We start from the raw sequence: 25,867 nt of genomic DNA, 5'->3' as shown, positions 1-25,867 counted from the left end.
ATTTTTTCTTTTTGAAACTAAATCTTTATATTTGTAGCACTTTGACGGTAGCGAAACGGTAGTTTGAATGGAAAGATGCCTGTCAGACACATAAAGACACCAAACTCTCATCAATAGTTCCGTAAATTTTAATTGACGGAATTTATTGGCGGCAGTGGCAGGTGTCATATAAAAACCGATGAGGGTAATAAATAATGATGAAGCGCAATATTCTGGCAGTGGTTATCCCTGCTCTGCTGGTAGCCGGGGCAGCTAACGCTGCAGAAGTTTATAACAAAGATGGCAACAAGCTGGATCTGTACGGTAAAACCGTGGGTCTGCACTATTTTTCTGATAACGCCGATAACGATGGCGATCAGACTTATGCTCGTCTTGGTTTCAAAGGGGAAACTCAGATCAATTCCGATCTGACCGGTTACGGTCAGTGGGAATACAACTTTGCCGGTAACAATTCTGAAGGCGGTACTGACGCTCAGAACGGCAACAAAACCCGTCTGGCCTTTGCGGGTCTGAAATATGGCGACGCAGGTTCTTTCGATTACGGTCGTAACTACGGTATCGTTTACGATGCACTGGGCTACACCGATATGCTGCCAGAATTTGGTGGTGATACTGCATACAGCGACAACTTCTTCGTGGGTCGTGTGGGTGGTGTTGCAACCTACCGTAACTCCAACTTCTTCGGTCTGGTTGACGGCCTGAACTTCGGCGTTCAGTACCTGGGCAAAAACGAACGTACTGGTAGCGTCAGCAACACAGGCCGTTCTAACGGTGACGGCGTTGGCGGTTCTTTAAGCTATGAAATGGATGGCTTCGGTATCGTTGGTGCTTACGGCGCAGCTGACCGCACCAATGCGCAGGAAACCTCCACCTACGCAAACGGCGGCAAAAAAGCTGAGCAGTGGGCGACCGGCTTGAAGTACGATGCTAACAACATCTACCTGGCAGCAAACTACGGCGAAACCCGTAACGCAACCCGTCTCTCCACCACCCTGAATGGCATTACCACCAACGGCTTCGCCAACAAAACTCAAGATTTCTTTGTTGTCGCTCAGTACCAGTTCGATTTCGGCCTGCGTCCGTCCATCTCCTACAACAAATCTAAAGCGAAAGACGTAGAAGGTATCGGCAACGAAGATCTGGTGAACTACATCGAAGTAGGCGCAACCTACTACTTCAACAAAAACATGTCCACCTATGTTGACTACCAGATCAACCAGATCGACTCTGACAACAAACTGGGCGTGAACTCTGACGACACCGTAGCACTCGGTATTGTTTACCAGTTCTAATAGCAGACCTCTTTGCTAAATGCCTAAAAAACAGGACTTCGGTCCTGTTTTTTTATGTCCGTCAGCGGATTCTTGCGTCTTCAAAAAACACCCCAGCTTTTCGTCACTAACGGTTGGCATTTTGTAAATCTACCGTTAACCTGATAGCGGACTTCCCTTCTGTAACCACAATGGAACCTCGTCATGTTTGAGAACATTACCGCCGCTCCTGCCGACCCAATTTTGGGCCTGGCTGATTTGTTTCGTGCCGATGACCGCCCAGGGAAAATTAACCTCGGGATCGGTGTATATAAAGATGAGACAGGCAAAACACCGGTGCTGACCAGCGTTAAAAAAGCCGAGCAATATATACTGGAAAATGAAACCACCAAAAATTACCTTGGCATTGACGGTATTCCGGAGTTTGGTCGTTGCACTCAGGAATTACTGTTTGGTAAAGGCCACGCACTGATCAATGACAAACGCGCACGTACCGCACAAACCCCTGGTGGTACCGGTGCACTGCGTGTGGCTGCTGATTTCCTGGCAAAAAATACCTCAACGCAACGCGTATGGGTAAGTAACCCAAGCTGGCCGAACCATAAGAGCGTCTTTAACTCTGCCGGTCTGGAAGTCCGTGAGTACAATTATTACGATGCGGCAAACCATTCCTTAGATTTTGATGCGCTGCTGGCAAGCCTCAATGAAGCACAGGCGGGCGACGTAGTACTGTTCCACGGTTGCTGCCATAACCCAACCGGTATTGACCCTACGCTGGAACAGTGGCAAACGCTGGCGCAGCTGTCGGTCGAAAAAGGCTGGTTGCCGCTGTTTGACTTCGCTTATCAGGGCTTTGCTCGTGGCCTGGAAGAAGACGCCGAAGGTCTGCGCGCATTCGCCGCGCTGCACAAAGAGCTTATTGTCGCCAGCTCTTACTCCAAGAACTTTGGCCTGTACAATGAGCGCGTAGGTGCCTGTACGCTGATTGCCGCCGATGCCGACACCGTTGATCGCGCGTTCAGCCAGATGAAGTCCGTCATTCGTGCCAACTATTCCAACCCACCGGCCCACGGTGCATCGGTTGTCGCCACCATTCTGAGCAATGATGCCCTGCGTGCAATCTGGGAGCAGGAACTAACCGATATGCGTCAGCGCATTCAGCGCATGCGTCTGCTGTTTGTGAACACATTGCAGGAGAAAGGTGCAAACCGTGACTTCAGCTTTATCATCAAACAGAACGGCATGTTCTCTTTCAGCGGTCTGACGAAAGAACAGGTGCTGCGTCTGCGTGAAGAATTTGGCGTTTACGCGGTTGCTTCCGGACGCGTGAACGTGGCGGGAATGACGCCTGACAACATGGCACCACTGTGCGAAGCTATTGTCGCCGTGCTGTAAGCTCACCTGAAAAGAGAAAGCCCGCATATTCGTGCGGGCTTTTTTTTGCCGGATGGCGGCTAGCGCCTTATCCGGCCTACGGACTGGATTTACCAGACCGGCATTTCATCCTGCAGGAACGGATTGTGCTGGCGTTCATTTCCCAGCGTAGAAAGCGGGCCGTGACCGGGAATAAACGTCACATCATCACCGAGAGGTAATAACTTGCGTTTAATCGAGTCGATCAGCTGGCTGTGATCACCGCGTGGGAAGTCACTGCGCCCTACTCCACCTTTGAAAATCACATCGCCTGAAATCAGCAGCTTTGACTGTTCATCAAAAAAGACCACGTGCCCCGGCGTGTGACCCGGACAATGCAACACCTGTAACGTCACGTTGCCGACGCTGATGCGATCGCCTTCATTTAGCCAGCGATCGGGCGTCAGCGGCTCACAGTCTCCCAGACCAAACATACGGCTCTGCGAGGGCAGTCCCTGCAGCCAGAACTCATCTTCTTTTTCCGGACCGATAACCGGTACGCCATAGTACTGCGCAAGTTCAGACGCCGCCCCCACGTGGTCAAGATGGCCATGCGTGAGCAGGATCTGCATGAGCGTCAGACCACTGGCATCCACTTCCTGTTTGATTTTCTCGGCATCTCCGCCGGGGTCAACCAGCGCGGCCAGGCGCGTTTGCTCACACCAGATCAGCGAACAGTTCTGAGCGAAGGCAGTGACCGGAATAATACGATAGTTCATACAGCTCCTGTTTCATTAAGCTACGGCTCACCAGTGCCGTGCAGGCCCGGTGTCAATATGCACAAAGTTACTGCGTGGGTAGTATCCTACACCACCTGCGCGCATAGATAACGCAGCTTTGCGAATATTACTTAATGCAACGCCTTCAATGTGGAAATCCATTGCCTGCCCTTTGGTGTGGTAGCTTTTCTTTGCCACACCGCGGCTGCGCGCGCGTAGTTCGTTGTTGGTATCGACGGAACGATAGCCGGAGATCAGCTGTACGGGTTTACGCGTGCCAAGAAGGCCTTGCAGACGGAAGAGTTGATCGAACAATCCTGGATCGATGGATTTCACTTTATTTGCGCGGAAATCACGGAAAAAGTGATCAAGTTTTGCTAATTCGTCCTGAATATAGCCCCTGCCATCAAAAAACTCTGCTTTAATTGACTCACCAGTATGCAGGTTATTCAGAGTCAATATACGCGGACGTGGGGTGGAGAGTGTGGCAAACGCAGGCGTGGGCAAGATGGCAGCGCCGAGGGCAATGCCACCAAGCGCCAGCAGTTTGCGGCGATTAGCGTCAAATTTGTCCATGGTATTAAGGTCTACAAGGTCAATGTTATCGTATGTATGCATCAGCGCACGCGAGAAACCTTATCTGGCTAAGTAGTCCACGTCAAGGCTCCCAACCCCAGGAAATACGGGGCTTACAGCCAGTTAACCCCGTTTCCAGCATAACTTACGACAATCATTTTCCTCGAACTGCTTCATTTATCTGATTAATTGTTCGGCTTTTGACACAATTTGTGCACTGGATCGCGCTGTCAGATCGTAATTGTAAATATCTGTACGATACTGCGTACGGCCATCAGGGCCAACAAATGCGGTCAGATAGTAAAGATTGACCGGAATATTTTGGCGAATATTCACATAGCGCGTGTCCCCTTGCTTCAGAGCATCCGAGATCCGCGAATCATTCCAGCCTGCATCCTGCAGCAGCATATTCGCCAGTTCCGAGGCCTTATTCACGCGCACACAACCGGAACTGAGCGCCCGCGTATCTTTCTGGAACAAATTATGATTCGGCGTATCGTGCAGATAAATTGCATCCGAGCTCGGCATATTGAATTTATAACGACCCAGCGAGTTGCGCGCGCCCGGCGCTTGCTGGAAGCGGAACGGCAGATTTGACGGCGTAATCGTCGCCCAGTCCACCTGCCATGGATCGATTGTCTCTTTGCTGTTCCAGCCACGTATCACGGTATACCCATGACGCTCAAGATAGCCCGGATCGTTCCATACCTTAGGCAGAATGTCTTTGCGTGCCAGTGTGGGCGGGACATTCCACGGCGGGTTAACGACAACGTTATTCAGCGCGCTACTCATCATCGGCGTTTTACGGTCAGGACGTCCCACAATGACCCGTGAAGCCAGCACCTGATTACCGTTTTGATAATAGACCAGCGAGTAAGCCGGAATATTAACCATGATCCCGGTAGACAACTCGCCCGGTAGCAGGCGTAAACGCTGAATATTCAGTGCCAGCACGCCCGCGCGCTGCGCCGGCGTCACGTTCAGCCAGTCACGCGTTGCAGGACCAATTGCACCATCGGCCCCCAGTCCTTGCCAGGTCTGAAAACGCTTTACCGCTGCAACCAGTTCACTGTCGTAAGCGCCACGCCCTTCTCGGGCAGATGTACTGACTGTCGAATCCAGCATGCCGGTACGCTGCAAAATTTCGCGCAGGGCCGGAATGTCATTGCTCCATTCACCTGGGCGCAGCGTGGCTGTGCTGGTTAACTGTGGCCACGGACGTGAATCGCCCACCAGCTTCAACAGTGATTCATGCATCGCCGCATACTGCGGGTGCTGCGGCGTCAGGCTGGCAATAAAGGGGGTTAACTGGCCGTTATCCAACGCCACCTGCCATTGATTGATCACCGAAATGGGTGGCGTGGTTAGCGCGTAGGGCTTATCGCTGTATAACCATCGGTTGCCTTTAACCGGGATGTTGGCAATAAAGTGAAGGTAGCCCATCATCGCGTCAGAAAGGACAGCATCCCGCGCCAGCCCCGTTACGCCAGGGTCGGTCAGTAAAGCCACCCAGGTAGTGAACTGCGGTTGAAAACCGGCAATCGCCACCTCGGCTAACTGCTGCTGAAAGGCTTTGACCGCATCGCGATTCTCCCACATCGGTTTCATATCGCGTGCAGCGTACAACAGCTCCAGCTGACTCATGTAAACCGGCGTATAACTTGCTGGAAGTTGAGAACGTAATTCTGTGCGGGCTTTTTCCGCAGACGCGCCATCCGGCAGTGCCTGAATACCTGCCATCACGGCTGTAGCGAAAGATTGTCCCTGCGGCTGTAATAGCGCGGTTGGCTGCTCGCTGACGGCCGCTGAGCTGTCACCAGGGATCATTTCAGGCTCATCGGCCTGCGCATTGAACAGCGGAGCGAATGTTACGGCCAGGCACAAACTGATTGCCGACAGCCGACGACTACACATTTTATTAAGCAACATCCCTTGCCCCCTGTTTTCTTTATCATACTTAAATAGCCAGGCCGTCAGTGCTCTCCCGCTTATCTCGGGGTGGGCCTGTAAAACGCCAATACACTCTGAAGTATGACGAGCAAGCCCGGTGACGCGTCAGGCTTATCTTCAGTATATAAACATCAAATCGTTTTTGCCTAACCTAATGTAAAGAAATATAAAGAAATTACACCAGGCATTGAACACTTTTCAGAAAAGAAGAAGGCGGCTCTTTAGCCGCCTTCCTGACTTAACTTGCCTGCGAAGAGGCGTCTTCCGTTCCAGGCAACGGTTCAGGTAGCTGCGGTGCAAACCCGCGCAGACCCACTACATGAACGTGCTCAGTATTCTGGAAGACCTTACGCACCAGTTTATAGGTGGTGCCTTTCTCCGGACTGATGTTCTCCGGCGCGGCGATGATAAGCTGCATTTGCAAACGCTCACACAGTTCAAACAGCGTCGCGATAGAGCGCGCATCAAGTCGCGCGGCCTCATCAAGGAACAGCAGACGGCAAGGCGAAATATCTTTCCCGCGCAGTCTACGCCCTTCATCTTCCCAGCTTTGCACAACCATCACCAGGATCGACATCCCGGTACCGATCGCTTCCCCCGTTGACAGCGCGCCGGACTCAGCACGCAGCCAGCCGTCTGAACCACGGTTAACTTCAACTTCCATTTCCAGATAGTTGCGGTAGTCCAGTAGCTCTTCACCGATGGTTTGCGGCGTGCGCTGCCCCATGTCAATCTGCGGATTCAGACGCTGATACAGCTTCGCCAGCGCCTCCGAGAAGGTCAGGCGGTTACTGTTAAACAGATCCTGGTGCTGCTCGTGCTGCTCGGACAGGACATCCAGCAACGTGGCGTGGGTTTCACGCACGTTAACGTTCAGACGCACGCTGTTAACCTGACCGAAGGAGACGTTTTGCAGACCCTGGTTCAGCATACGAATACGGTTTTGCTCGCGCTGGATAGTCTTACGGATGATGTTCGCCACGCTGCGGGAGCTGATCGCCAGCTTCTGCTCACGCGAGGTTAACTCTTCCGTCAGGCGGCTCAGCTCAATTTCCATTTGCTCGATGGCTTCCACCGGATCGTCGGTGCGGATAATATCCTGACGAATACGTTCGCGCAGATGCTGGTAGACCGCCACGAAGAACTGGATTTTGCGTTCCGGACGCTTCGGATCTTCTGACATGCGCAGTACGTCACGCAGGTGTTCGTTATCCGCCACCGCCAGACGTAGCGCACCCAACGCCTTATCCGACATTGAACGTAATTCATCCCCGGAAAGATAAGCCAGCTCACGACGGTGCAGACGACGTTCAACGCCATTATCTTTCACCATGCGCATCACGGCACACCATCCGGCTTTCGCCATGACCACCTGCTCACGCATTTCAAAGTAATCACGTTCCAGCTTGCGCAGCCTACGGGTCAGGTTGTCCATCTCCGCTTCGCAGAAGGTCAGTGCTTTTTCCAGCTGGTTACGGCGCGCACGGTTGTTGCTTAGCTGCGCGTGCAGCTCATCACGACGGATACGCGCACGTTCTTCCGCGCCGCTATCGGCGCGAACGCCAATATCCTGCAGCTCACGCTGTAAATCGTTGAGAAGTTCTTTTTTGGTGTCGTACGAGCTTTTCAGCGACGCCATCACCTGGCTGTACTGGCTCAGCTGCGCGGCATGACTGCGCAAGGCGTCACGGGCACGGGTACGTTCAGCTTCAGCGTGCTCCAGACGTTCGCGCAGCTTCTCGTTCAGATCGCTGTTGCCGCTGAGCATTTCGGCCGAGTCGGAATAGCTAAAGTGCGCGCGACGCTGGACGACTTCAGTCAGCGCAAACGCCTGCTGGCGCGCGTCCCGCTGCATCTGCTGCGAGTACGCGTAGTCTTCTTTTAACTGTTCAAACTGCTCGGGGTCATTTTGCAGAACAGAAACCATCGGCTCCAGTTTGGCGAGCTGGTTGCCATGCTGCTGAACGAAACGCGCGGCTTCCTGGGCTTCATCCAGACGTTCACGGATTTCGTCCACGCGGTCAGCAAGCGTATCATCGGCCAGCAGATTCAAACGCGGCAACAGACGGTTGAGGGCTGAGACGCCCTCTTTCGCCTGTTCAAACTGCATACGTTGCTGCTGGTTATCATTTTCATGATTGGTCAGCGCACGCTCCAGTTCAACGCGACGGCTGTTCAGCTGACGGATCTCGGCTTCCGGATCGGCTTCAAACGCAACCGCCAGATGACTGCCAATAAAGCGGCTGAACGCCTGGTGCAGACGCTGGGTTTTCTGGACGTCAAACGAGAGCGTGGCGAAGCGCTCGGACAGCCCCTCACGTTCGGCATGCAGGGTTTCAATGCGGCTTTCCCTCGCGGCGCGACCAAAAATCGGCACCGTCGGGAAACGGGAATAACGCCACTGGCGCTCGGCGGTTTTCACCACCACCGCGCCTTCCAGTTCATCTACGCTGAAGACGCTGTCATCAAATGACTGCGGGTCCCCTTCGATGAAATAGAGATCTTCCGGGCAATCCGTCAGTCCGGCCAGTTGTTCGGTAACCAGCGACAGATCCGGTACCACGATGGCGTGGCGCGACGGACCATACAGCGCGGAGAAATACGGGGCATCCTCAAGGCTGACATCATCGTAGATTTCTGACAGCAACACGCCGCCAAAACGTTCAGCCAGTGCGTTGAGGCGCTGATCTTCTGCGCCCCCCGGCTGACTTAAGCGCTCAATCTCTTCATCAACCGCGTTTTTGCGCGCACCAACTTCATCACGCTCAACAATGGCTTCGCGTTCACGCTCCAGCAGCTGTTGCAGGTATTCGGTCACGTCCTGACTGGAGGTGAACTCTTCACCACACTGTTCGCTAAGCTGGTTGAGGCTATTTTGCGCCGCCAGCCAGACAGGAGCACGCTGCATTAAATGCTGAATACGGGATTGTAGCTGTTCCTGCTCCTGACGCAGGGTCATACGCTGTTCGCTAGCGGACGATACGCTATCAGACAGGGATGCGATGCGGGCTTCCAGCTCCTGATGCAGGGCTTCCAGCTCGTCGATATCGAAATGTTTACCCTGACGCTTACAAAACTCAGCCAGCAAACGCTCAGCTTCCTGCTGTTCGCGCAGACGCTGTTCCAGCTCACTCAGCCGCATGCGCAGCGGCTGAGCCTGCTCCGCCAGATGCCGTTGCTCAACACCTTCACGCAGTAACTCACGCGCCACGCTCCAGGCTTCACCACGCGCCAGCGGACCGTTGATTGCCGCCACCAGTTGATAGGCCTGTTCGAACTGACTGTGCGCGGTTTGCGCCACGCTCATTTTTTGTTCCAGCGTTAGCAGTTTTTCCGTGGCTTCCTGCTCTTTAGCCTGGAAGGTTTCCAGCCACTCTGCTGCGGAGTCTGGCGTCAGATCTGGCAAATGACAGATCTCTTTGGCCCGACTCAGCGCCTGAATTGCCTGAGTGTACTGAATCGCACGCGTTTGCTGGACGTCCAGCGCCTGCTGATAATCGGCAAGCTGGCTTTTCAGCTCATCCACTTCCAGCTCGGCGGCCTCAGCACGCGCTTCGTTATCTTCCTGGCGATCGGTGGCTTCCGCCACCACTTCATTTTGTTCTTCGAGACGAATCTGTAACTCTTCAAGATCCGCTTCGTAGCGTTCGATTTTTTCCTGCTGACGCAGCGCGGTTTGCACCAGATTCAGGTGATCGCTGGCGGCCTGATAATCGGCTTCAAGGTCGCCTTCGGCGCCATTGTGTTCACCCAGCTCACGCGCCATCTCCACGTGCTTATACTGCTCTGCCGCCAGCTGTTTACGCGACGTGTGCAGCTCGCGACGATATTCCAGCGCTTTATCCAGATGGATACGACGCTCGTTGGCATGGCGCATATAGTCCGCGGCCACGTAGTTGGTCGCTTCGCTGATCAGGTGCTTAAACAGGTCGCGGTCTGACTGGGTCACGCGTATCGCTTCCAGCGTCATGCGGTTTTCACGCAGTGCGGCTTCCATATCCTGGAATGCTTTACGCACCCCGCCGTTTTCCGGCAGCAGATAGTCGCGCAGCGAACGGGTGATGGCGCTGGAGATCCCGCCGTACAGCGAAGCTTCAATCAGGCGATAGAATTTACTTCGGTCAGAAGCGGAGCGCAGACGACGAGCGATGATGCCCAAATCGAACATCAGCGAATGATAATCGGTTATCGAGTTGAACTGCTTAAACTGGACGCCTTCCATCTCTTCAAGCTTATCTTTCAGCTCAGCAAGAGACAGGACGCGCGCCTGACGCTCATTCAACGTTTCCGTGACCAGCTCGGTTGGCTGTACCGACATCGGCAGCCCCTGAATGGCGAACGGTTTGATATCCACTTTACGATCGCGCCCGGCAACCTGCTGCAAGCGCACGCCAACCACCACGCGCTGATGACGCGAGTTCAGGACGTCAAGCATCGAATAACAGACACCTGCTTTGAGCTTACCGTGCAGGCCTTTATCACGAGAACCGCTGGTCGCACCGGCTTCGGTAGTGTTACGGAAATGCAGCAGGGTTAAGTCCGGGATCAGCGCCGTAACAAATGCCGCCATAGTGGTGGATTTACCCGCCCCGTTCCCACCGGACAGCGTAGTGACCAGTTCGTCGAGGTCAAAGGTGCGGGCAAAAAAACCATTCCAGTTAATCAGCGTTAGTGAGCGAAATTTACCGCGTTCAATCATTATTCTTCCTCTCCACTGTCCGGCTGATTCTCTTCTGGCTCATCGTTGAGTTGCAGGTGGTTTTCGACCGACATCGCTTCACCATCGCGGATTAAGCGACGCTGCGCTTCGCGTGGATCGTCGCCGCTGCGCACATCCGCGCCAAAGCGGAAGACCGACTCCGTAATGCGGAATTTGCTGCTGTCATGGCCCATAAACCACACCATACCTAAGCGGCGCAGGCGGTTTAATGAAGAACGGACTTTTTCCTGCAGCTTCTGACGGTCAACGTCCGAACCGGTGGAACGGTTATTCACCAGCCTGAGCAATTTGGATTCGTCCGCTAACGTCAGCAGTTCGTCATACAGTTCTTGCTGGGTAAAAATCCCTTCATTGGCCAGACGTTCCGGGCTGAGATAGAGATAGCAAAGAATTTTACCGACCATCATGTCCAGCTCAGACAACACCGAGCGGGGAATAAGCGTGGTCGAGCGCGGGCGAAGGTAGAAAAAACCCTCCGGGGCACGAATGAGTTCCACGTTATAGCGGCTGTAAAATTCTTCAAAGTATTCCTGAAAATCCATCAGGAAGGCATGATTGTCCAGCTCATCCAGACCGATGTGTCGGCCTGAACGTAATGCGCTGTCCAGCGCCGGAAATAACGGATTCGCCAGCGCCTGCGCCAGCTTAACCGGCATCACTTTTTCAATATTTGTCAATGACATGCGCCTGTACCTTGGCTCCGTAATCATTAATCGGCTGCCATTTGGCTGGCAGTCCGGTGAAATCTGCTTGCGCTACGCCAAGGCGTACCGCCTGATCGATAACAATACGTGCGACATCAAAGTGACGCGCCCGTGGGTATTGCGCCAGATATTCGCGCACTACCAAACCGAGATCCAGTGGCGTTTGTCTGGATTTATAGATAGCCAACTGTTCTTCGATGATCGCCGCCAGCTGTTCGCGGATCTCGTTAAATTCTTCATACTCCAGATCCGGCGGCAGTTCCCCGGTAACCTCTTCGTCACGCAGCACCATCTCTTCGTCACGCATATCCAGCAGGCGATCGGCATTGGCATAGGTCAACGCCCACGGATCGTCAAAGTAAGTCTGGACAGACTGGCGCAAACGCTGAGCAAAGACGCGGTTTTTATCCATATCAATCGCAGTACGGATAAATTTATGCACGTGGCGATCGTAGCCGATCCACAGATCGATGGATTGCTGACCCCAGCTGATGATACGGTCAAGCTTGCTCTGTAAGTCGAACACCAGACGATCAACGAAGTGCAGATCGTCATGGGTCATGGTGGAATCCTGAATACGCAGCAGGTTAGCCTGTAGCTTATCCCCTGCCGCTTCCAGCGTATCCTGCAGTTCACGCAGCGTGCCGGAGGTTTCAGACAGCAGCATTTCGCAGCTGGAAATCGCCGCCCGCCAGTCTTTATTCAACAACTGCGCGATGTCGTCTTTCACCTGCTGCTGCTGCTCATCCATAATGCGCTGCGTCAGGTCGATGCTGTCAAAAATTTCCGCCACCGAATATTTCAGCGGCGCGTACACATTGCGGTGCCAATGGAACTCATCGCCGCCTTCTTCGGCGGCGTCTGCCGCACGCTTTAGTTCCCCAGCTACAATTGAGAGCTGCATGGAAAGGCGCAGCGTCGAGAACTCACGCTGGCGGATGTAATAATCGGTGATGCCAATCCCCAAAGGCGTCAGACGATAAATGGCGTTTCCTTCCGCCTGCTCGCTGGTAAAGCGGTTCAGCAGACGTTGACGTACCATATCGTTGATCGCGTTGTTGGCACGCACGCCGATGGTTTCGCTGGTTTGCTCAAACGCATCACTAACATGGCGGAACGCATCCACCAGTTCGCCTTCACTCATCTCACCGTCAAGCCGCTCACCGTTCAGCGTAGCCACAGCCAGCAGAAATGAAAGTCTGTCTACCGGCAGAGAGATGGAAAAGTCATTTTTTCTGGCCCAGGCAACCAGTTCGGGGACTGTCTGGGAAAATTCACTCATAGGTTATCCTTGCATCTGCGGTTTGCGCGCGGTGACATGAATATAACGCCCAAGGCTGATAAACGGCTCCTGGCGACAATAGCGCGTTTCTATTTCTGTTAAAGCGTCAAAACAGTCATGTTGTTTTTGTTTATCACGCAGATAATCATGAAACACCCTCACGCCCGTTTTACCGGTTATCTCCCAGCCTATCTCCTCCAGCCAGCCATAGACTTGCTGAGGGTCGCGCGGGAAATCGGGAGACAGCGTGCGCCGTTTCTTTTTATACATTCCCTGCTGTACATAGCCAAAATTGCCGACCAACACATTACGCATCAACAGACCGTTTGCATTGTAGAACATCAGCGATAAAGCACCGCCCGGGCGTAACATCGACCACAGTGTTTTTAAGACGGCTTGCGGGTCGGCCACCCATTCCAGCACAGCATGAAACAATATCAGATCAACCTGAGAATCCAAATGCTGTGGAATGTCCTGAGCGGCACAATGTATAAAATGCATGTTGTCGCTCACACCTTGCTCTTCTGCCGCACGTTGCGCCCGCGCCACCATTTCAGCAGACAGATCGCACAGGGTGACGTGATGGCCCCGTTGTGCCATCAGGATGGCTGTCTGCCCTTCTCCGCCACCCGCATCAAGCACACGCAACGTTTGGCCCGCATAGTTGGCAAGAAGCGCGTCCAGATCCTGCCAGAGGATCGTCTGACGAAGCTGACCTTTGGTGGTACCGTAAATGTTACGGGAAAACTTCTCGGCAATGTCATCAAAATTGCGATCCCGCATCGCGCGCTCCACATGCTGGCTTAAGGGTGACTAAGTAAAACCGCTATTTTGTCACACCCGCGCCGAGAATGAACCTTTCTGGTGTAATATCCCTGCTGATCTTCTGCTGTATGGTTAAAAAAGGAACCAAAAAGGATGCTTTTTACGCTGAAGAAAGTGATTGGCGGTATGATGCTGCCGCTTCCGTTGATGCTGCTGGTGATGGGGATAGGGCTGGCGTTAGTCTGGTTTAGTCGCTTTCAGAAAACAGGGAAAGTGTGTATTAGTCTGAGCTGGCTAGCGCTTTTGCTACTCAGCTTACAACCCGTCGCCGATAGCCTGCTTAAACCGATTGAAGATACCTATCCTACCTGGCAGGATACGCAAAAAGTAGAATACGTTGTGGTACTGGGCGGGGGCTATACCTGGAACCCACAATGGGCACCGAGTTCAAATCTCATCAATAATAGCCTTCCACGCCTCAATGAAGGACTGCGTCTGTGGCGAGCTAATCCAGGATCGAAACTGATCTTCACTGGTGGCGTTGCAAAAACCAATACCGTCAGCACCGCAGAAGTCGGTGCCCGCGTAGCGCAATCATTGGGGGTTCCCCGCAGTGAGATAATTACGCTGGATGAACCTAAAGATACCGAAGAAGAAGCCGCCGCGGTGAAAAAAGCAATTGGTAACGCGCCATTCCTGCTGGTGACCTCCGCATCACATTTACCGCGCGCGATGATCTTCTTCCAGCAGGCCGGGCTGCATCCGCTACCAGCGCCCGCTAATCAGCTGGCGATAAACTCTCCGCTTAACCCGTGGGAACGCGCTATTCCGTCTCCCGTCTGGCTGATGCACAGCGATCGCGTCGGTTACGAAACGCTGGGAAGGATCTGGCAGTGGCTAAAGGGCTCATCAGGCGAGCCAGGGCAACAGTGATTTGGTTGCCAGATCAAAGTTAGACCTATTGAAACGCCCGGTATTGACCAACTGGGCGACTTCATCCCACAACACGTACAGCCAGCGTCGCCAGATGAACGACTCCGCCACGGGCGCGCGTTGCAGATATTGCCACAGCAGGCTTTCCGCCAGCGCATTATCCATCAGCCGGAACAGCTCAAATTCTCTTGGCGCCCAAAGCATTAACCCCGGCCCGACCATTGCCAGGAGCTGATCGCTACGGGCATCTTTGAGCATACTGCGCAAACTGAAATTGCCGTGGATCAGGACGCAGTTATCATTAAACCCTTCAAACAGGGCAGGTAGGCACTCTCGAGTGCGGAACAAAATCCGTTTGTCCTGCATCGTTAACCCGGTATTGCTGAACTGGTTGAGGGTGCTCCACAACACCTCCACACGTTGACGATACCAGGACGGCCAGACATTTTCCTGGGTATTATCCACCTCACCAACGCAACCGCGGCTGTCCTGGCGATGCCATGACAGCATCCCTTCAACGATCTGATCTTTTAAATGTTCCCAACGTTCGGGGGTTCTCGCGGGTGCTTCCACCGGCACGCCGCGCAAACGCTCAAGTAGCAGTACGTCCGGGCCGGGATGTTCTTCGTGCGTCAGGACGCCATAAATGACCGGCATACGTACCGTACCGCTGCGTGCCAGCATGGACGTTTTCCATGCCAACTGCTGTGCCATACCCGGCGTGGTGAAACTTCTCGCCATCAGCGGCATCGGGTTTCCCTGGCTGTCATACAATGCCCACAGCGCCGTATCCGCTTTTTCATTCACGCATTCTATACGACTGAGTTTTTCACCCAGTAAATGACTGAGTTCGGCACGCAACTGTTCCATTTCAGATGGCCCTCATAAATGCGACTGCTTTTATAATGAGCGTCGTGCAGACGGATGTCACCCGGATGAGATCAATTGATGAACAGAAAAGTGGAAGAAAAGAATCAAGATACGACACTCCTCCCACTAATACTCGTCAGATATCAATCTGTAGTGAGGGGAGTGTAATTAGAAAAACTAACGCATTTCAGCGCGAACGCGCTCGAGATCTTCGGCGGTATCAACACCTGTACCGGGTACTTCTTTCGCCACCGCCACGTGAATTTTTTCGCCGTACCACAGCACGCGGAGCTGCTCCAGCATTTCAATATGCTCAAGCGGACTCGGCTGCCAATTAACATAGCGACGGATAAAACCGGCGCGATAGCCATAAATCCCCAGGTGACGCAGGAAGGTATCACCGACGGTTTCAAGACTTTTGGCAAAACGATCGCGATCCCAGGGAATGGTTGCCCGTGAGAAATAGAGCGCATAACCTTCAGAATCCAGTACCACTTTTACCGCATTAGGATTAAAGGCTTCTTCCGTGGTGTGGATCGGCGCAGCAAGCGTTGCCATACCGACCTGCCGCTGCGCCAGGTTCTCTGCTACCTGGCGAATAATGACCGCCGGGATCATCGGCTCATCACCCTGTACGTTCACAATAACGGTATCGTCGCTAAAACCGCATTTCTCGACCACTTCCGCCAGGCGCTCCGTTCCGGACTGGTGATCGGCGCGCGTCATGCACACTTCCCCACCCACCGCTTCAATTGCGCGAGCAACATCTTCATGATCGGTAGCAACGATAATACGATCGGCACCGGACTCACGCGCACGTTCCAGAACATGCACGATCATCGGCTTGCCGTTGATATCCAGCAGCGGCTTACCGGGCAGACGTGTAGATGCATAGCGCGCGGGAATAATGACCACAAAACTCATGATTTGCTCTCATCCGCTGTCAGGGCGCGGGCTTCCGTTTCCAACAAAACGGGAATGCCATCTCGCAGCGGGAACGCGAGGTTATCCGGCTTACAAATAAGTTCTTGTTTTTCCTGGTTGTACCAGAGTTTTCCATTGCATACCGGGCAGGCAATAATTTCAAGCAGACGATGATCCATAGTTCCTCCAGATGGACCGGATTGTGAATCCGTAAATATTAACATAATCATTTACCGGGCTGGGGCTATTTCCCAGCCATCACGACAGTCGACAAATAAACCGTCAGGACAGCGTCCCAGCGTGACGCGCGTCGCCTGTTGCCAGCGCGCGAAATCATCGATGGCCTGGAATAAGCCCCTTTGCAGGGTAATTCCCGGTTTGACGCCATCCTGCAACCAGAGTGAGATAATCTCCAGCACGCCCGTTTTACGGTGCATTTTAGCATCCATACGGCCCACCAGCTGCCCACGATGCAGCAAAGGCAAAACAAAATAGCCGTACTGCCGTTTCGGTGCTGGCGTATAGCACTCCAGCCGATAGTTAAAATCAAACAACTGCTCCGCGCGTTTACGATCCCAGACCACCGGGTCAAAGGGAGATAACACAGCGCTGTGGGTAGCCGTTAACCTGCCTGCCAGTGCCTGTTCAAGCAATGGTAGAATGTCGCTATGGAGCCACATGGGCCCCAACCTTTCGACATCGACAGGGATGATTTTCCGCTGTTCTGCACGCACATCACGCCAGCTTTTGAGTTCTGGACGTTTCAAACGATAGTAGTCCGCCAGCCACGATTCGCGAAAAATACCGAGGCTGCGAGCGCTGTTATCCAGCATGGCTATTTCTGCTTGTGTCTGCGAAAGCAGGTCACGCTCGTCATCCCAAAGCGGCATAACACGATGTGTTACATCATAAACTCGCTGGAAATTACGCCGCTCCACCACCATCACCCTGCCAGCAGTAAACAGACCTTCAAGATGACGTTTCTGCGGCTTCCATTCCCACCAGCCGCTGGTTCCCTTGCGCGAATGCTCAAAATCGGCTGAGCGTACTGGTCCATTTTGCTGAATATGCACCAGCAGCTGTTCAATCTCATGAGCATGTTCTTGCATCCAGGCCGCTGTGTACTTCCACCCCATATTCTCAGGGGCAAGCATACGGTGGCGAATCAGCGCAAAGTCACTACGTGGTAAGAAGCAGGCTTCATGCGCCCAGTATTCCATCAGTTCACCGCGCTGTAGCGAGCCATCCAGCCATTGTGGGGAATAGTCGCCCAAACGACTGAACAGTACCAGGTAAGGACTGCGCGCCACAATGTTGATGGTATCGATCTGCAGTAAAGACATGCGTGCAATGGTCGCAAGAATATCTTCAGGAGTCGCCCGACGACGTGTTTTTTTCAGCAGTCCTTGCGCTGCAAGGTGGAGATGACGGGCATCCGTCAGAGAAAGGTACGGCAACGACATGGATAACCTCATAAGTCAGTCGCTGCCGCAGCGTGAAACCGTTAACGAGCCAGCGAGGTTAATCTATCAAGTAATACGCCGGGCAGGTCCCCCGACAGATGCGCATCAACAGGTAGGTACCACCAGTTATCCTCAGCAAAGGCGCGACATTTCACCGCGTCTTTTTCTGTCATCACCAGCGTTTGTCCGGCAACTAACAGTGCACTGACGTCACTGTAGGTCAGAGACTGATGGTCTGCCAATGGGACACATTTCTGTAGGTTAGCCCCGCATGCCGCCAGGGTGGCAAAGAAACGCGGGGGATGACCAATCCCGGCCATAGCAACAATATTGGACAGCTGCGCAACGTCGCAGCGCTCGCCAGTGCGTAAATTAACGGCCAGTCCCGGCTCAAGGCGCATCGGAATTTCTCCCGCCAGCGGAACGCCGCCGTTGACGATAGCCGCATCCACCGATTTAAGCCGCCCGGCACGTTCACGCATTGGACCCGCAGGAAGCCACCAGCCATTGCCAAACCGACGTTCGCCGTCAATCACCACGATTTCCACGTCGCGTGCCAGGGCATAATGCTGCAGGCCATCGTCCGTGACGATAATCTGCACGTCATGACGGGCAAGAATGGCTTTTACCGCATCGGCTCTTACCGGAGAAACAGCAACCGGCACCCCAGTACGCTGGAAGATCAGTACCGGTTCATCACCCGCTTCTGCCGTAGTGGTGTCCGCCGTCAGCAACAGCGGGTACGCCTGCGCTTTTCCGCCATAACCGCGAGAAACCACGCCCACACGAATGCTGCGTTGCTGCAGGTGTTCAACCAGCCAAATAACAACTGGCGTTTTACCATTGCCGCCAGCAGTAAGGTTTCCGACTACCACAACCGGCACTGGCGCGCGCCATGCGCGTTTAAGCCCAAGCGTATAGCATAAGCGGATCCCTCCACTCACCAGGCCATAAAGCCAGGAGAGTGGAAGTAACAAGCGCCACAGCGGCGATTCACCAGACCAGATGCGTGCGATCATTGACCAAATTGCATTTTGTGTAATTGCGCATAAACGCCACGCTGTTCAAGCAGTTCGCTGTGGGTACCGCGCTCAACAATCAGCCCGTCTTCCACAACGACAATCTCATCCGCTTGTTCGATGGTCGAAAGACGGTGCGCAATGACCAGCGAGGTGCGGTTTTTCTGCAGTTCATCAAGAGCCGCCTGAATAGCGCGTTCGGATTCGGTATCCAGAGCCGAGGTTGCTTCATCGAGGATCAGAATCGGACTGTCGCGCAGCAAGGCACGGGCGATAGCGATACGCTGGCGTTGACCGCCAGAAAGCAGCACACCGTTCTCGCCGATGACCGTATCCAGACCATCATCCATTTTGTTGATGAAGTCCATGGCGTAGGCCATTCGCGCCGCTTCTTCAATCTGTTCGCGGCTGTAGATATCCGTACGCGCGTAGGCGATGTTATTGGCTACCGTGTCGTTAAACAGATGCACGTTCTGCGAAACCAGCGCCACCTGATCGCGCAAGGATGCCAGGGTATATTCGCGCAGATCGTGTCCATCCATCAGAATCTGCCCTTCATCAATGTCATAGAAGCGCGTGATCAAACTGGCGATGGTGGATTTACCTGAGCCTGAACGCCCTACCAGCGCAACGGTTTTCCCTGCCGGAATATTCAGGTTGATGTTACGCAACGCAGGCACTTCACGACCCGGATAGGTAAAAGTGACGTTACGGAATTCCAGATCGCCAGTCGCGCGTTCGATAACACGTTTACCTTCGTCTTTTTCCTGTTCGCTATCCAGAATAGTGAATAAGGTCTGGCACGCCGCCATACCACGCTGGAACTGCGCATTGACGTTAGTCAGAGACTTCAGCGGACGCATCAAGGCAATCATTGAAGAGAAGACCACCGTGATTGTCCCCGCCGTCAGGTTTTCCATGACGCTTGGGAAACTGGCAGCATACAAAACGAAAGCCAGTGCCAAAGACGCAATCAGCTGAATAATAGGATCGGAGATAGAAGATGCAGAAACCATCTTCATGCCCTGCAAACGCATCTTGTTACTGACTTTATCAAAACGCTTGGTTTCGACTCCCTGACCACCAAAAATCAAGACTTCTTTGTGGCCTTTCAGCATCTGCTCCGCACTGGTCGTCACCTGCCCCATGGTATTTTGCATATTCTTACTGATGCTACGGAAACGCTTGGAAACCACGCGGATCGCAATCGACACAATGGGTGCCAGCACAATCAGAATTAGTGACAGCTGCCAGCTGTAATAAAACATCATGATAAACAGGCCAATAATCGAGGCGCCTTCACGCACGACGGTGATCAGCGCGCCAGAAGACGATGACGCTACCTGCTCTGAATCATAGGTAATTCGAGACAGTAACGTACCTGTAGACTGTTTATCAAAAAAGGCGACGGGCATGCCCATCATGTGGCCGAACAGGCGGCGGCGCATGGTCATAACCACTTTGCCTGACACCCAGGAAATACAGTAGCTGGAGACATAGCTGGTTAAGCCACGTACTATCATCAGCCCAATGACCACCAGTGGCATCCACAACAACACCGAGCGATCTGTTTTACCAAAACCATCATCCAGTAATGGTTTAAGGAGCGATAGCATGAAGGTATCGCTGGCCGCGTTAAGGACTAACGCTATACCCGCCACGATCAGACCCGATTTAAAAGGCGCTATGGTCGGCCATAGTCGGCGAAACGTCTGCCACGTAGAGAGATCTTTATCGTTATGCATTCAAAAAACCAGCATTTGTTAGAATAGCCGCATATTCTACCCGTTATCCTCCGGCACGCCAAACCACTGATGATACCAACGAGGTAAAATCTGATCCCGCAAACTACGTATTTGCCAATTTTCCGGGAAAAAATCCAGCGTAACCTGCCCCTGATGAGGGGTGTCCAGCCATTGGTAATTCTGTTGCTGATAGCGTTGCTTCACTTTCCAGGAAGGTAGACGCCAGGCGTTATAGCGTGAAGCTGAAGCTAAAGCAGCCTGCCCTCCCACTCGCTGGATCAGCGCTAATGACGAGGAAGTATTACTGCCATGATGCGGAACCTGAATAAAAGTGGACTGCAGATGCTGCCAGTAGTGACTTAGCATTTTTTGTTCAGCGGGAGATTCAATATCACCGGTCAGTAGAAGACTGCGCTTACCATCGTCAACCTTCACCACGCAGGAATGGTTATTTCCCCGATCATTATTCCCACGAATCGGCCAGTGTGCGCTGAAGGTTAATCCTTGCCATTGCCAACTCTCACCGCGAAAGCAGGGTAAATGACCTTTCCATCCCAGCGGGCTTCTCACCCACATTGCTGGCCAGGTTTTCAGTAACGAATCCATACCCCCCCGATGATCCAGATGTTCATGGCTCAATACGATCCCTTCAGGCGTCAGGTTGTGCCAGCGTAACCAGGGGATAATCAACTGCTGTGCGCTGTCGCCCCCTGGCCATGCCAGCCCGGTATCATAGAGGATCGCCTTACCATTTCGGGCTATGATCATTGCCAGTCCCTGCCCAACATCCAGCATATACACCTGCCATACTTGCGTTCGCGCAGGTCGCCAGAATGGAAAACTCAACAAAAGCACTGCCGAAATGCAGACTACCGGTAAGGTACGCCAGGCGTTCAGTCGCCATGCCACGAGCATCGCCCAGGGCGATAACGAAAGCCATTGCCAGCGCTGATCAATGTTAATCCAACCTTCTGGTAGGCTATTGAGCGCCCAGAATAAGAGTGCCAGCGATCGATCGGCCAGATACCAGCAACCGGTCTCGACAACCAACGGTCCGGTTAAGTGCACAATCATACCCGCGAGTATCAACGGGACAGAAACAAACGTGACCAGTGGAACGGCAAACAAATTAGCCAGAAATGAGGTCAGGCTGATACCGTGAAACAGGGCGATTTGCATTGGCAAAAGCAGTAGCGTAATGCCTAACTGGAGATGCGCGAGCTCAAGAAATATGCGTCCTGCCCGGGTGAGCGACAACTCGGGCAATGGGAACCATTGATACCAGAATATCAACGCCGCAACGGCAAATGCAGACAACCACAGGCTTTGGGAGAGAACAGCGACAGGGTCAACCACCACAATCGCGGCCAGGCAGCATGTCCAGACTGCCCACCCACTCCACTGTCGCCCACTCAGTTTAAGCGCGCCCCAGACAATGAGTGCAACCACGGTGCGTAATGCGGGGGGTTGCAGTCCTGTTAACCATGCATAAAACATCGCACAGGCGATTCCCCCCACCAGCGGAATCTGCCAGACGATCCAGCGAGTTGGCATAAAAAATTGCCCAACACGGATTAGCCCGCCGGCCAAAAGCGCGGCAAAGGCAATATGCAGCCCGGAAATAGCCATCAAATGCGCTGTACCGGTATCGCGCATAATGGTTTTCACCTCTTGCGAAACAGATAGTCGCTCCCCCATTCCCAGGCCCAGTATCACCTGCTGCCAGGGATAAACGGCTAACGTTGCTTTCAACGAAGAGAGATAACGGGCGCGCAAGCTACACTGCGGCGAGATGATGGTAGCCTGCAGGAAACGTCCCGTCAGCGGTTGGTGCTGCGCTAAAGCATAGCGCTGGCTATCAAATCCCCCTTCATTTAATTGGCCGTGTATCGCGCGTACCTTAAGCGTCATAGCCCATTGCTGACCCGCACAAACCTCACTGGGTAAATATTGTCCATATAGCACGATCCCAACGGATGGAAATATTCGTCTCCCCTGCAGATGAGTAATCTGCCCATAGTGTGTGGTCATATGATCAGTGCCAGTTATCTGCACAACAGCCTGCCGTGTGTCCGCAGGGAGCGTATTTGCTGCCCAGATAGCATCTTTCGCCGCCAGTATTCCCCAGAGAAAGAACAACAGGGTTAACCCGGCGTATAGCAGAGACTTGTGTGGAATAAGACACAGCATACACGCCAGGAAAAACAGCCCGCTGACACACTGCATTGCGGGCAGCGTGGGTAATACAGTAAGCGGGAGAATACCGCACAATGCACACATACTGGCCGTTGTTATTTTCACGAAACACCTCCCTGTTACAGGAAGTGTGCAGGACAACGCTGCGGTTGTCTGGCAATGATTTTTCGTTTTCCAGCGTGCGTTCCGCTGTTATTGATCAGTGGATGTAACGTGCGAATTAACTGAGAGGAGGGTTCCAATACAGACAAGCAGAAATGAAAAAAGCACCCATGCAGGTGCTTTTCTCGGCGTTAAGTTTCGTTACGAACTTAACCGTAAATATTGGCGCGATCGCGCAGTTCTTTCCCTGGTTTAAAGTGCGGAACATATTTTCCTTCCAGATCCACTTTATCGCCAGTCTTCGGATTACGTCCGGTACGTGGTGCGCGGTAATGCAAAGAAAAACTACCGAAACCGCGGATTTCAATACGCTCGCCCTGCGCCAGAGTCGAGGCCATATGTTCCAGCATCTCTTTTACCGCGTCTTCAACCGCTTTCGCGGGAATGTGAGGCTGCTGGGTTGCAAGTCTTTCGATCAATTCTGACTTGGTCATGATTCCTCCGGTTCCTTAAAGGCAAAATTAGCTGCTGTATTGATTAAGGGCGGCCGTAGCCGCCCTTTGTCATTGATTACAGGACGAATCCTGTAATCTGTCAAGCTACTCGTCACCCTTTGTGCCGTTAATAGCACAAAGGATTCGGAGCACTCGATATTACTCGCCTTTAGCTGCTTTGAAAGCTTCAGCCATTGCGTTGTTAGAGAAGTTTGCATCTTCCTGTTTGTTAACAGTTGCGATTGCATCTTTCTCATCAGCTTCGTCTTTAGCACGAACAGACAGGCTGATTGCACGGTTCTTACGATCAACGCCGGTGAATTTAGCTTCAACGTCGTCGCCTACGCTCAGAACCAGAGTTGCATCTTCAACGCGGTCACGTGAAGCTTCAGAAGCGCGCAGGTAACCTTCAACGCCATCAGCCAGTTCTACGGTTGCGCCTTTAGCGTCAACTGCAGTCACTTTACCGTTTACGATTGCGCCTTTCTTGTTCAGTGCAACCCAGTTGTTGAACGGATCTTCTGCGAGCTGTTTAACGCCCAGAGAGATACGCTCACGTTCTGCGTCAACCTGCAGAACAACTGCTGCGATTTCGTCGCCTTTTTTGTATTCACGAACTGCTTCTTCGCCTGCAACGTTCCAGGAGATGTCAGACAGGTGAACCAGGCCGTCGATGCCGCCGTCCAGGCCGATGAAGATACCGAAGTCAGTGATAGACTTGATTTTACCTTCAACACGGTCGCCCTTGTTGTGGGTTTCCGCGAACTGCTGCCATGGGTTGTTTTTGCACTGCTTCAGACCCAGGGAGATACGACGACGTTCTTCGTCGATATCCAGAACCATAACTTCCACTACGTCGCCAACGTTAACAACTTTGGACGGGTGGATGTTTTTGTTGGTCCAATCCATTTCGGAAACGTGAACCAGGCCTTCAACGCCTTCTTCGATTTCAACGAAGCAGCCGTAGTCGGTCAGGTTGGTCACGCGACCAGTCAGTTTGGTACCTTCCGGATAACGCTTAGCGATAGCTACCCATGGATCTTCGCCCAGCTGTTTCAGGCCCAGAGATACACGAGTACGCTCGCGGTCGAACTTCAGCACTTTAACAGTGATTTCGTCGCCAACGTTTACGATTTCGCTCGGATGCTTAACGCGTTTCCATGCCATGTCGGTGATGTGCAGCAGGCCGTCAACGCCACCCAGATCAACGAATGCACCGTAGTCAGTGAGGTTCTTAACGATACCTTTAACTTCCATGCCTTCCTGCAGGTTTTCCAGCAGCTGATCGCGTTCTGCGCTGTTCTCGGATTCGATAACGGCACGACGGGAAACAACAACGTTGTTACGCTTCTGATCCAGCTTGATTACTTTGAACTCAAGCTCTTTGCCTTCCAGGTGCAGCGTGTCGCGGACCGGACGAACGTCTACCAGGGAACCCGGCAGGAACGCGCGAATACCATTCAGCTCAACAGTGAAGCCACCCTTGACTTTGCCATTGATAACACCAGTAACGGTCGCAGCTTCTTCGTAAGCTTTTTCCAGCGTGATCCAAGCTTCGTGACGTTTAGCTTTTTCACGGGACAGCAGAGTTTCACCGAAGCCGTCTTCTACTGCATCCAGAGCAACGTCAACTTCGTCACCAACCTGGATTTCCAGCTCGCCCTGGGCGTTTTTGAACTGCTCTGCCGGAATGGCAGACTCAGATTTCAGACCGGCGTCAACCAGTACGATATCTTTGTCGATAGCAACAACAACACCACGAACGATGGAACCCGGACGGGTTTCGATTTCTTTTAAGGATTCTTCAAACAGTTGAGCAAAAGATTCAGTCATGTTTAATCTTCAGGTTTCATATTTAACGTCCACCTGGCTCCATGCCGGATGGGGTTGTTTAACATACCCGCTGTCATTCCATTGCAACGGGGGTACTGCAAATTCGGTCGCTCTTAAGCGAGTGCCAGTTTTTGGCGCGCGTATTGTAACGCTTTTTCAATCACTTGCTCAATGCTTAATCGGGTTGAATCCAACACTAAAGCATCAGCAGCGGGAACTAACGGCGCTACCGCACGGTTTCGGTCGCGGTCGTCGCGTTCTTCGATCTCGGCCAAAAGGCGTTCAAAGTTAACACTAAAGCCCTTTTCCTGCAACTGTAGCATACGTCGATGCGCACGTTCTTGCGAGGAGGCGTCCAGAAAAATTTTCACCGGTGCGTCAGGGAATACCACGGTCCCCATGTCGCGTCCGTCAGCGATTAATCCCGGCGCTTCACGGAAGGCGCGTTGACGACGTAACAGTGCTTCGCGCACACGGGGAAACGCAGCGACCTGAGAGGCGGCGTTTGCCACTTCCTGAGTGCGGATTTCACCGCTAACATCTTCGCCTTCCAGGATAACTTCCAGATTGCCGTCTGTTGAGATAAAACGCACATCCAGATGTGACGCCAGCGGAACCAGCGCATCTTCAGAGGCGACATCAACATGATGATGTAACGCCGCGAGCGCGAGTACGCGATAAATCGCGCCAGAATCTAACAGATGCCACTGCAATGCTTCCGCCATTGCTTTGCACAAGGTGCCTTTACCTGCACCGCTTGGGCCATCAATGGTGATAACCGGGGCAATTGCCGTCATCTTTTTCTCCTTAAACAGGCATACGTTAACGTAAACGCCGCGCATTATACGCGCCAACGTCAACGATCGTTATCTTTGTGTGAAAAATACA

At 53.0% G+C, this 25,867-nt stretch carries 20 protein-coding genes; 3 read left to right on the top strand and 17 right to left on the bottom strand.

Annotation, left to right across the window (positions count from 1 at the left end):
- Positions 1 to 194: 194 nt before the first annotated feature.
- Positions 195 to 1,292, top strand: coding sequence for a porin OmpF (gene ompF, locus IMQ48_RS06070; protein WP_196208297.1), 1,098 nt, complete (start codon positions 195 to 197; stop codon positions 1,290 to 1,292).
- A gap of 183 nt (positions 1,293 to 1,475) precedes the next feature.
- Positions 1,476 to 2,666: an aspartate transaminase gene (aspC, locus tag IMQ48_RS06065; protein WP_196208296.1), complete on the top strand. Its 1,191-nt coding sequence runs from the start codon at positions 1,476 to 1,478 to the stop codon at positions 2,664 to 2,666.
- 89 nt (positions 2,667 to 2,755) lie between these two features.
- Here the strand turns inward: aspC and IMQ48_RS06060 are convergent, their stop codons facing one another.
- From IMQ48_RS06060 to cmoM, 7 genes are all read right to left on the bottom strand, one after another.
- A complete protein-coding gene (locus IMQ48_RS06060) occupies positions 2,756 to 3,403 on the bottom strand; it encodes an MBL fold metallo-hydrolase (protein ID WP_196208295.1) in 648 nt (215 codons plus the stop codon).
- 27 nt (positions 3,404 to 3,430) lie between these two features.
- Positions 3,431 to 3,979, bottom strand: coding sequence for a YcbK family protein (locus IMQ48_RS06055; protein ID WP_135322495.1), 549 nt, complete (start codon positions 3,977 to 3,979; stop codon positions 3,431 to 3,433).
- Between the two features lie 177 nt (positions 3,980 to 4,156).
- A complete protein-coding gene (ldtD, locus tag IMQ48_RS06050) occupies positions 4,157 to 5,908 on the bottom strand; it encodes a L,D-transpeptidase (protein ID WP_196208294.1) in 1,752 nt (583 codons plus the stop codon).
- A 259-nt stretch (positions 5,909 to 6,167) separates the two neighbouring features.
- Positions 6,168 to 10,628: a chromosome partition protein MukB gene (gene mukB, locus IMQ48_RS06045; RefSeq protein ID WP_196208293.1), complete on the bottom strand. Its 4,461-nt coding sequence runs from the start codon at positions 10,626 to 10,628 to the stop codon at positions 6,168 to 6,170.
- Positions 10,628 to 11,332 carry a chromosome partition protein MukE gene (gene mukE / locus IMQ48_RS06040; protein ID WP_196208292.1) on the bottom strand — a complete coding sequence of 235 codons (705 nt, stop codon included), beginning with the start codon at positions 11,330 to 11,332 and terminating at the stop codon, positions 10,628 to 10,630. Before mukE ends, mukB begins: the two co-directional genes overlap by 1 nt.
- The gene (gene mukF, locus IMQ48_RS06035) at positions 11,313 to 12,635 is read right to left on the bottom strand and encodes a chromosome partition protein MukF (protein ID WP_096757668.1); all 1,323 of its coding nucleotides are present in this window, start codon (positions 12,633 to 12,635) and stop codon (positions 11,313 to 11,315) included. Before mukF ends, mukE begins: the two co-directional genes overlap by 20 nt.
- A 3-nt stretch (positions 12,636 to 12,638) precedes the next feature.
- On the bottom strand, positions 12,639 to 13,418 hold the full coding sequence (gene cmoM / locus IMQ48_RS06030; protein WP_196208291.1) for a tRNA uridine 5-oxyacetic acid(34) methyltransferase CmoM: 780 nt from the start codon (positions 13,416 to 13,418) through the stop codon (positions 12,639 to 12,641).
- Positions 13,419 to 13,553: 135 nt separating this feature from the next.
- On the opposite strand from cmoM, the gene elyC reads away from it, so the two are divergent.
- Positions 13,554 to 14,333 (top strand): envelope biogenesis factor ElyC, encoded by a 780-nt coding sequence (gene elyC, locus IMQ48_RS06025; protein WP_196208290.1) that lies wholly within the window; start codon positions 13,554 to 13,556, stop codon positions 14,331 to 14,333.
- Here elyC and IMQ48_RS06020 read toward each other — a convergent pair.
- The 10 genes from IMQ48_RS06020 to cmk all read right to left on the bottom strand — a co-directional run bounded on the left by IMQ48_RS06020 (position 14,310) and on the right by cmk (position 25,776).
- Positions 14,310 to 15,203, bottom strand: coding sequence for a YcbJ family phosphotransferase (locus IMQ48_RS06020; RefSeq protein ID WP_196208289.1), 894 nt, complete (start codon positions 15,201 to 15,203; stop codon positions 14,310 to 14,312). The two genes, elyC and IMQ48_RS06020, sit on opposite strands and share 24 nt — an antisense overlap.
- A gap of 177 nt (positions 15,204 to 15,380) precedes the next feature.
- Positions 15,381 to 16,127: a 3-deoxy-manno-octulosonate cytidylyltransferase gene (gene kdsB, locus IMQ48_RS06015; RefSeq protein ID WP_196208288.1), complete on the bottom strand. Its 747-nt coding sequence runs from the start codon at positions 16,125 to 16,127 to the stop codon at positions 15,381 to 15,383.
- On the bottom strand, positions 16,124 to 16,306 hold the full coding sequence (ycaR, locus tag IMQ48_RS06010) for a protein YcaR (RefSeq protein WP_096757674.1): 183 nt from the start codon (positions 16,304 to 16,306) through the stop codon (positions 16,124 to 16,126). Before ycaR ends, kdsB begins: the two co-directional genes overlap by 4 nt.
- 51 nt (positions 16,307 to 16,357) lie before the next feature.
- Positions 16,358 to 17,590, bottom strand: coding sequence for a winged helix-turn-helix domain-containing protein (locus tag IMQ48_RS06005; RefSeq protein WP_196208287.1), 1,233 nt, complete (start codon positions 17,588 to 17,590; stop codon positions 16,358 to 16,360).
- Positions 17,591 to 17,631: 41 nt separating this feature from the next.
- Positions 17,632 to 18,609 carry a tetraacyldisaccharide 4'-kinase gene (lpxK, locus tag IMQ48_RS06000; RefSeq protein WP_196208286.1) on the bottom strand — a complete coding sequence of 326 codons (978 nt, stop codon included), beginning with the start codon at positions 18,607 to 18,609 and terminating at the stop codon, positions 17,632 to 17,634.
- Positions 18,606 to 20,354 (bottom strand): lipid A ABC transporter ATP-binding protein/permease MsbA, encoded by a 1,749-nt coding sequence (gene msbA / locus IMQ48_RS05995; RefSeq protein WP_196208285.1) that lies wholly within the window; start codon positions 20,352 to 20,354, stop codon positions 18,606 to 18,608. The genes lpxK and msbA overlap by 4 nt, the downstream gene beginning before the upstream one ends.
- A gap of 36 nt (positions 20,355 to 20,390) precedes the next feature.
- The gene (locus IMQ48_RS05990; protein WP_196208284.1) at positions 20,391 to 22,655 is read right to left on the bottom strand and encodes a ComEC family protein; all 2,265 of its coding nucleotides are present in this window, start codon (positions 22,653 to 22,655) and stop codon (positions 20,391 to 20,393) included.
- Positions 22,656 to 22,861: 206 nt separating this feature from the next.
- Positions 22,862 to 23,146: an integration host factor subunit beta gene (gene ihfB / locus IMQ48_RS05985; protein WP_003035780.1), complete on the bottom strand. Its 285-nt coding sequence runs from the start codon at positions 23,144 to 23,146 to the stop codon at positions 22,862 to 22,864.
- 159 nt (positions 23,147 to 23,305) lie between these two features.
- On the bottom strand, positions 23,306 to 24,979 hold the full coding sequence (rpsA, locus tag IMQ48_RS05980) for a 30S ribosomal protein S1 (protein WP_045441262.1): 1,674 nt from the start codon (positions 24,977 to 24,979) through the stop codon (positions 23,306 to 23,308).
- Between the two features lie 113 nt (positions 24,980 to 25,092).
- Positions 25,093 to 25,776: a (d)CMP kinase gene (gene cmk / locus IMQ48_RS05975; RefSeq protein WP_045441261.1), complete on the bottom strand. Its 684-nt coding sequence runs from the start codon at positions 25,774 to 25,776 to the stop codon at positions 25,093 to 25,095.
- Between the last annotated feature and the right edge of the window lie 91 nt (positions 25,777 to 25,867).

Source organism: Citrobacter sp. Res13-Sevr-PEB04-36 (genome assembly GCF_015672735.1).
Taxonomy (GTDB): Bacteria; Pseudomonadota; Gammaproteobacteria; order Enterobacterales; family Enterobacteriaceae; genus Citrobacter.
The sequence above is the reverse complement of the archived record's forward strand: the minus strand, read 5'-3'. Positions and strand labels throughout refer to the sequence as shown.

Coding starts and splice junctions, on each gene's coding strand:
- ompF (WP_196208297.1), top strand. CDS start 195: ATGATGAAGCGCAATATTCTGGCAGTGGTTATCCCTGCTCTGCTGGTA.
- aspC (WP_196208296.1), top strand. CDS start 1,476: ATGTTTGAGAACATTACCGCCGCTCCTGCCGACCCAATTTTGGGCCTG.
- IMQ48_RS06060 (WP_196208295.1), bottom strand. CDS start 3,403: ATGAACTATCGTATTATTCCGGTCACTGCCTTCGCTCAGAACTGTTCG.
- IMQ48_RS06055 (WP_135322495.1), bottom strand. CDS start 3,979: ATGGACAAATTTGACGCTAATCGCCGCAAACTGCTGGCGCTTGGTGGC.
- ldtD (WP_196208294.1), bottom strand. CDS start 5,908: ATGTTGCTTAATAAAATGTGTAGTCGTCGGCTGTCGGCAATCAGTTTG.
- mukB (WP_196208293.1), bottom strand. CDS start 10,628: ATGATTGAACGCGGTAAATTTCGCTCACTAACGCTGATTAACTGGAAT.
- mukE (WP_196208292.1), bottom strand. CDS start 11,332: ATGTCATTGACAAATATTGAAAAAGTGATGCCGGTTAAGCTGGCGCAG.
- mukF (WP_096757668.1), bottom strand. CDS start 12,635: ATGAGTGAATTTTCCCAGACAGTCCCCGAACTGGTTGCCTGGGCCAGA.
- cmoM (WP_196208291.1), bottom strand. CDS start 13,418: ATGCGGGATCGCAATTTTGATGACATTGCCGAGAAGTTTTCCCGTAAC.
- elyC (WP_196208290.1), top strand. CDS start 13,554: ATGCTTTTTACGCTGAAGAAAGTGATTGGCGGTATGATGCTGCCGCTT.
- IMQ48_RS06020 (WP_196208289.1), bottom strand. CDS start 15,203: ATGGAACAGTTGCGTGCCGAACTCAGTCATTTACTGGGTGAAAAACTC.
- kdsB (WP_196208288.1), bottom strand. CDS start 16,127: ATGAGTTTTGTGGTCATTATTCCCGCGCGCTATGCATCTACACGTCTG.
- ycaR (WP_096757674.1), bottom strand. CDS start 16,306: ATGGATCATCGTCTGCTTGAAATTATTGCCTGCCCGGTATGCAATGGA.
- IMQ48_RS06005 (WP_196208287.1), bottom strand. CDS start 17,590: ATGTCGTTGCCGTACCTTTCTCTGACGGATGCCCGTCATCTCCACCTT.
- lpxK (WP_196208286.1), bottom strand. CDS start 18,609: ATGATCGCACGCATCTGGTCTGGTGAATCGCCGCTGTGGCGCTTGTTA.
- msbA (WP_196208285.1), bottom strand. CDS start 20,354: ATGCATAACGATAAAGATCTCTCTACGTGGCAGACGTTTCGCCGACTA.
- ihfB (WP_003035780.1), bottom strand. CDS start 23,146: ATGACCAAGTCAGAATTGATCGAAAGACTTGCAACCCAGCAGCCTCAC.
- rpsA (WP_045441262.1), bottom strand. CDS start 24,979: ATGACTGAATCTTTTGCTCAACTGTTTGAAGAATCCTTAAAAGAAATC.
- cmk (WP_045441261.1), bottom strand. CDS start 25,776: ATGACGGCAATTGCCCCGGTTATCACCATTGATGGCCCAAGCGGTGCA.